Below are 6,220 nucleotides of genomic sequence, written 5' to 3'. Positions count from 1 at the left end.
GCGCGTGGAGTCGTTCTACCGCGAATACAACGATCACATGATGCGCAACCTGACGGTCCACGAGGCGATGCCGGGCCACTTCCTGCAGCTGGCGCCCCCGTCTCGCTCGCGACCTGCATCGACGCGCCCGATCGGCTGCTCGGCCGGCATCTGCTGGTCACCCCCGGGAAGGTCGCCGGCGCCGGGGTCCCCGGCGCGCTGCGCACCGCACTGGCGCGCCGAGCCCGCGAGCTGTTGCGGACCGGAACCTCCGCGATGGAGACGGTGGACGGCCGGGAGTTCTTCATCGCGTCGTGGGCGCCGAGTCCGCGGCTGGTGATCCTGGGCAGCGCGCACGGCGCGGCGGCCCTGGCCGAGCTGGGCCGGTTCCTGGGTCGTCACGTCACCGTCTGCGACCCGCGGCCGCTGTTCGCCACCACGAGGCGCTTCCCGGGCGCCCACGAGGTGGTGGTCGGCTGGCCGGACGACTACCTGCGAGGTCAGGCGGCGGCCGGGCTGCTGGGCGGCCGAGACGCCGTCTGCGTGCTGACGCACGAGGCGCGCACGGCCGTACCGGCCCTGCTGGTGGCGCTGGAGGTGCCGCTGGCATACCTGGGGATGATGGGGTCGCGCCGGTCGCAGGAGCAGTTGCGGAAGGATCTGCTCGCCGAGGGCGCCGATCCGGTGCTGCTGAACCGGATGGCCGCACCGATCGGCCTCGATCTGGGCGCGACGGACTCGGCGGAGACCGCGGTGAGCATCGGCGCCGAGCTGATCGCGGCGGTGCGCGGTGGCAGCGCCCGCCGCCTCAGCACGATGCGCGGCGCCATTCACCGCACGGCGCCGCAGGACCCCGGCCGGACGGCGACGGGTTCCACATCGGACGCCGGACCGGTGATGTCGAGCCATTCCTGAACAGCACGACTCCCTGACCTCCGCAGACCCGGCGGCGGTCGGGTTGTCGTGTTTCCGACAGCCGAAGTGCGCCTGTCTCGACAAACGTCCATTCAGTATCGGCGGCGTTCACAGCGCGTCGCCGAGCGCCGACAATCTGCTAGGGTCGCAGTGTTCCTACGATCCATAGCCGACAGTTTCTGCCGCGTCCCGGAACACCCGGGGACCATCTCCACCTAGGGGGATGACAATGACCGAGGAATCGCCTGAGGGTGGTCTGACCAGCACCGACAGCACCCTGGAACAGGACCTGAGCGAGGCCGCCGACGCGGCACTGACCTGCTGGACCGCCGCCGCGATGCTGCGCACCACCACGGCCGGCACCGCGCTCACCACCGCCCAGCTGGCCGTGGTGCGGGGATGGAAAGCGCAGCTGCGGACCGCCGCGGTGCAGCACCTGGCAAATTACTATCGAAGCCTCACGATATCCACCGGCGACTTTGTTTCGGACGCGTTAATTCCCTGGGAACCGCGGGCCACCAAATTCACCGTAGAATTGCTCGACCGGCTACTCGCCGACGAATCCGAAACAGATACAGGAAATCCGTCGACGACGAATTCCGACGCATTCGGGCTCCTGGCCGGCCTGGACGGCCCGGGCTCCCCGATCGCCTCGGTCGACGTGGAGTATCACGCCGTCCTGGCCAGCCCGGACGGCACGGCGTTCGACCCGGCCCGGGAACCCCGGCTGCCCGCGCGGCCGGAGACCGCCCTGGGCCACCTCGCCGCCGACACCTGGGAGCTGACCCAGGTGCTGCTGAGCCGGCTCGCCCGCGCCGACCGGGCCGGCGACGGCACCGCCGAACTCGCCGCCGTGACGGACCGCATGATCCACTCGGTGCTGCGCCCGCTCAGCGAGGTGCTGGCGCTGCCGGAGCCGCCCACCGCCGGCAGCGCCCACCGCTACCGGCGCACCGAGGGCCCGCTCGCCGAGACACCCGTCGACGAGACGCTGTGGCATCTGGCGGTGCTGGCCACCGACATGCGCCCGCCGGCCGGCGGGCCGGCCGAGATGATCGAGGTGATCGCCGGGTTGCAGGACCTGGCCTGCCGTCTCGCGCCGGAGCAGGGGCCGCTCACCCGCGCCGACCGGATCCGTGAGCTGCGCCGGATGCAGCCGGGCGTGCCGACCGCCATCGAGCCCTGCGCCAACGGCCCCTACCTGGTCAGCAACGTGGACGAGCTGACCGACTGGCTCGGCGTGGACGAGCCCATGCCGCCACAGCTCGCGCTCTGCCGATGTGGCGCCTCGGCGTCCAAGCCGTTCTGCGACGGGGCGCACGCGCGCACCGGCTTCACCGACGGCAAGGACCCCGCCCGGGTGCCCGACCGCCGCGACTCGTACCCCGGCCTGCAGGCGACCATCCTCGACAACCGCGGCACCTGCGCCCACTCGGGCTTCTGCACCGACCGGCTGTCCAGCGTGTTCCGGCTCGGCGAGGATCCCTTCGTGCTGCCCAGCGGCGGCCGCCTCGACGAGATCACCCAGGCCGTCCGGGCCTGCCCCTCCGGTGCCCTCAGCATGGCGCTCGGCGGCGACGAGGAGAGCCACGACGTCGTCGACCAGCAGCGCCCGGCGAACATCGAGGTCTCCCGGGACGGGCCCTACCGGGTAACCGGCTCGATCCCGCTCACCGAGCGCGACGGCAAGCCGGTCGCCCGCAACCAGGGCGCCTCCCTCGAGCACTACAGCCTCTGCCGGTGCGGCCGGTCGCAGAACAAGCCGTTCTGCAGCGGCATGCACTGGTACGCCGACTTCCATGATCCGGTCCGCTCCCCGGACCAGGATCCGACGCTGTTCGAGTGGGCCGGCGGCCTGCCCGCGCTGCGCCGGATGACCCGGATCTTCTACGGCAAGTACGTCCCCCAGGACGAGCTGCTGACCCGGCTGTTCGCGGACATGCGGCCGGACCATCCGGAGCGGGTGGCGACCTGGCTCGCCGAGGTGTTCGGCGGCCCGTCGCACTACACCGAGCGCTACGGCGGATACACCCACATGATCTCGGAGCACATCGGCAAGCGCCTGACCGAGCCGCAGCGCCGCCGGTGGGCGGCGCTGATGGGCCAGGCCGCCGACGACGCGGGCCTGCCCAACGACGCGGAGTTCCGCGCGGCGTTCACCGCCTATCTCGAGTGGGGCACCCGCATCGCGGTGGAGAACAGCCAGACCGACGCCCGCCCGCCCGAGGGCATGAAGGTCCCCCGCTGGTGGTGGGTGTGCGACGCCACCCCGTCGGCCCGGATCTCCGCCCTGGCCCCGGTCGTTGAGGAGGACGCCGTCGTCCTGCCCGGCGCCGACGAGCCGCTCTCCTTCGAACGGCACATCAAGCAGCTGTTCCGCGCCCAGGACCGCAACTCGATGAGGTGGGCGTTCGACCTCTGGGACCACGCGGACGTCAGCACGCACGCCGACTCGATCCTGCATCGCGTCAACGAGGGCACCATGCCGTGCGACTCGACCTGGCCGGCGGCCCAGACCGCCGTGTTCAGCCGCTGGATTGAAGAAGGAAAACCATCTTGACCACCACGCGTACGAGGAGACATTCACGGTGAACGACAAGGGACGTCTGGAGGCGTTCACTGACGGAATCCTGGCCATCGCCATCACGCTGCTGGCGCTGGACCTCAAACTCCCGCCCGGCGAGGCGGGAAAGCCGCTCGGCGAGGCGCTGCTGCATCACTGGCCGTCCTATCTGGCCTACCTGGTCAGCTTCCTGGTCATCGGCATCATCTGGGTCAACCACCACGCCATGTTCTCGCTGATATCCGGGGTCGACCGGGGACTGCTCTTCCTCAACCTGCTGCTGATGCTGGTAGTGGCGGCGATTCCGTTCCCGACGGCGCTGTTCGCGGAGCACCTGACCGAGGAGGATGACTCGCACATCGCCGCGGCCCTCTACAGCGGCATGATGGTGGCGATGTCGCTGTGCTTCATCGCGTTGTGGCGCTGGGTGATCACCCACCCGAACCTGCTGCACGGCCACGTCGACCTCGAGGCGGCCCGCGGCACCTCGCGGAGGTTCGGCCTGGGCATTCTCATCTACCTCGCCACCGTCGGGCTCGCCTTCGTCAGCGGCATCGCGACCCTGCTCGCCCACCTCGTCATCGCGCTCTACTACTGCTTCGACCAGCTTGCGGTGCGTGGCACCACCGAGGCCGGCGACGACGCGGCCGGCGAGATCCCCACTCAGGCCGCCGGCGAGAAGGCCACCGAGACCGCCTGACCCCTCGCGCGACGAAGCCTCCGGTCCAGGGCGGCCGGAGGCTTCGTCGTGCTGTCAGGAGGCCGAGCGGGCGGTCTGCACCTCGTAGTGGCGCATCTCCTCGATCATCTGCACGAACGGGCGGATCAACGCGAAGAAGGCCGGGAACTGCGGCCCCGCGCGGAAACCCTTGAGGTGCCCGTCCGCGGAGTCCCACTCGATCCGCACCACCAGCACCTCCGGCTCGTCCACGCACCTGCTCACCTCGTAGTTGAGGCAGTGCCCCGAGGAGAGCAGCGGATCCGCGGCCTTCTCATAGGCCTCGACGAGCCTGTCACCGTCGGGGCCGGGAACGCGGTAGCGGATGTACTCGACGATCATCTGGAAATCTCCGATCCGGTAATTCCGGCGCCGGGCGACAACGAAACGGGCAGCCGTGGCCGGCTACCCGCCCGTGTAAGAGATCCGCTCATTCCGCGACCCGGCGAAGATCACGAAAGCTTGGTGAGGAACCTCTCCGCCAGCGCCGTCGACGAGTAGGGATTCTGACCGGTGATGAGTTTACGGTCCTCGACCACGCAGGAGCCCCAGATGTCGGGTGACTTTTCATACTTCGACCCGAGCCGCTCCAGCTCCACCTGCAGCACGAATGGAAGCTTGCCGGCCATGTCGGTGACCATTTCCTCGTCGTGCGAGAACGCGGTCATACGGTATCCCTCGAGCGGCCAGCGGCTGTGACCGTCGCGGAGACCGAGCAGCGCGGACTGTCCGTGACAGACCACGGCGAGGGGCTTGTCGAGCTCCAGGATCCAGTTGACGACCCGGGTGACGTGCGGGTCGTTGGGCAGGTCGTCCATGGCGCCGTGGCCGCCGCTGATGTAGATCCCGTCGTAGCCGGCGATGTCGTCGCGCTCGATTTCGTCGAGGTTCATCGGCTTGCGGAGCAGCTCGAGCGAGTCGATCACCTCGCGGTAGTGCGCCGCGTTCTCCGCGTCGTGGTCGGGCGAGCCGGCCGGGCGGGTGTAGCCGATGGTGGTCGGGGAGAGGCTGCCCTGATCGGGTGTCGGCGGCGTGCCACCGATCGTCGCGAGGTCGACGGTGTGGCCCGCCGCGATGAACCGCTCGTAGGGAACGACGAACTCCTCGGCCCAGAAACCCGACGGGTGGTCCTGCCCGTCGAGCAGCCCCAACTTGGCCGACTTCGTCATCATGATAAGAATTCGTGCCATTTCACACGCCCTTTCGCCGCATCGAGCGGCCGAAAAGAATTGCCGGTTCCGGCCCGCCGGCCGGTCGCCTGATGGCTTACCGGAAGCATATTCCAGCCACCATCACCGCCGTCAAGGCGCAAACCCACGTAGTACCGTTCACTAGTCCGGGGAAATAGCGACGGTCCGGTACGCCGAAATAGCCCGTGACTTCCCGGGCAACCCCGGCCGGAACCTGACGATATGTTGCTGGATCACCGCCGCGGCCAGGGCCCGGAGTCGTCCGGACGATACGATTAAAACCCCGACCGATGCGGTATTCGGCGCATTTCTCGTCCACTATCCGGGACGGCTCCTCCCTGCCGCGTCACGCTAGGAACAGGAGACTGGAAATGACCACTGACAATGGCACCGCCATCGCGGCGGACTTCCTCAGCACGCAGGTGCAACTGCTGGAGGCCGGCGACACCGCGACACTGTCGCTGCGCTACGCGCCGGACGCCGTCTTCGTGCGCTTCGACTTCGTCGCCTACGGCCGCGACGCGATCAAGACCATGTTCGACGGCTACCTGAAGGAGAACCCCGAGGTCGGTGACGTCGCCGGGGTGAAGATCACCGAGGACGTCCTGATGTACCAGGCCAGCGAGCGACTCAACGGCAAGCTGGTCTGGGCGGTCGGCACGATCTATTTCGAGGACGGCCTGGTGAAGCGCCAGACGGCCGCCTTCATCGACCGCCCGCTCGAATCCTGACCCTGCAGCCCGGCACGACAGGATGGGGCGGCACCGCGGATGACGCGGTGCCGCCCCATCTCGTGCATCCTCCGCCGGGCGCTGCCATGAGTCAGACCCGGCCCCGTCCGGGGCCGGGTCTGAC

At 69.2% G+C, this 6,220-nt stretch carries 6 protein-coding genes; 4 read left to right on the top strand and 2 right to left on the bottom strand.

Translation table 11 applies throughout. The annotated features are described in order from the left end of the window. Positions 1 to 255: 255 nt before the first annotated feature. The 3 genes from AB0F10_RS43450 to AB0F10_RS43440 all read left to right on the top strand — a co-directional run bounded on the left by AB0F10_RS43450 (position 256) and on the right by AB0F10_RS43440 (position 4,157). The gene (locus tag AB0F10_RS43450) at positions 256 to 894 is read left to right on the top strand and encodes an XdhC family protein (RefSeq protein WP_360639905.1); all 639 of its coding nucleotides are present in this window, start codon (positions 256 to 258) and stop codon (positions 892 to 894) included. Between the two features lie 229 nt (positions 895 to 1,123). Next, positions 1,124 to 3,454, top strand: coding sequence for a CDGSH iron-sulfur domain-containing protein (locus AB0F10_RS43445; protein ID WP_360639902.1), 2,331 nt, complete (start codon positions 1,124 to 1,126; stop codon positions 3,452 to 3,454). A gap of 28 nt (positions 3,455 to 3,482) precedes the next feature. After that, the gene (locus tag AB0F10_RS43440; protein WP_360639899.1) at positions 3,483 to 4,157 is read left to right on the top strand and encodes a TMEM175 family protein; all 675 of its coding nucleotides are present in this window, start codon (positions 3,483 to 3,485) and stop codon (positions 4,155 to 4,157) included. Positions 4,158 to 4,211: 54 nt separating this feature from the next. Here the strand turns inward: AB0F10_RS43440 and AB0F10_RS43435 are convergent, their stop codons facing one another. Together AB0F10_RS43435 and AB0F10_RS43430 are read right to left on the bottom strand one after the other, a co-directional pair. After that, positions 4,212 to 4,517 carry an antibiotic biosynthesis monooxygenase gene (locus AB0F10_RS43435; protein WP_360639897.1) on the bottom strand — a complete coding sequence of 102 codons (306 nt, stop codon included), beginning with the start codon at positions 4,515 to 4,517 and terminating at the stop codon, positions 4,212 to 4,214. A gap of 110 nt (positions 4,518 to 4,627) precedes the next feature. Beyond that, positions 4,628 to 5,365: a type 1 glutamine amidotransferase domain-containing protein gene (locus AB0F10_RS43430; RefSeq protein WP_360639894.1), complete on the bottom strand. Its 738-nt coding sequence runs from the start codon at positions 5,363 to 5,365 to the stop codon at positions 4,628 to 4,630. A gap of 371 nt (positions 5,366 to 5,736) precedes the next feature. Here AB0F10_RS43430 and AB0F10_RS43425 point away from each other — a divergent pair, with 371 nt between their 5' ends. Then, the gene (locus tag AB0F10_RS43425) at positions 5,737 to 6,096 is read left to right on the top strand and encodes a hypothetical protein (RefSeq protein ID WP_360639891.1); all 360 of its coding nucleotides are present in this window, start codon (positions 5,737 to 5,739) and stop codon (positions 6,094 to 6,096) included. Positions 6,097 to 6,220 lie beyond the last annotated feature (124 nt).

This window comes from Actinoplanes sp. NPDC026623, assembly GCF_040638275.1.
GTDB lineage: Bacteria > Actinomycetota > Actinomycetes > Mycobacteriales > Micromonosporaceae > Actinoplanes.
The sequence above is the reverse complement of the archived record's forward strand: the minus strand, read 5'-3'. Positions and strand labels throughout refer to the sequence as shown.

Coding starts and splice junctions, on each gene's coding strand:
- AB0F10_RS43430 (WP_360639894.1), bottom strand. CDS start 5,365: ATGGCACGAATTCTTATCATGATGACGAAGTCGGCCAAGTTGGGGCTG.
- AB0F10_RS43425 (WP_360639891.1), top strand. CDS start 5,737: ATGACCACTGACAATGGCACCGCCATCGCGGCGGACTTCCTCAGCACG.
- AB0F10_RS43435 (WP_360639897.1), bottom strand. CDS start 4,517: ATGATCGTCGAGTACATCCGCTACCGCGTTCCCGGCCCCGACGGTGAC.
- AB0F10_RS43445 (WP_360639902.1), top strand. CDS start 1,124: ATGACCGAGGAATCGCCTGAGGGTGGTCTGACCAGCACCGACAGCACC.
- AB0F10_RS43450 (WP_360639905.1), top strand. CDS start 256: ATGGAGACGGTGGACGGCCGGGAGTTCTTCATCGCGTCGTGGGCGCCG.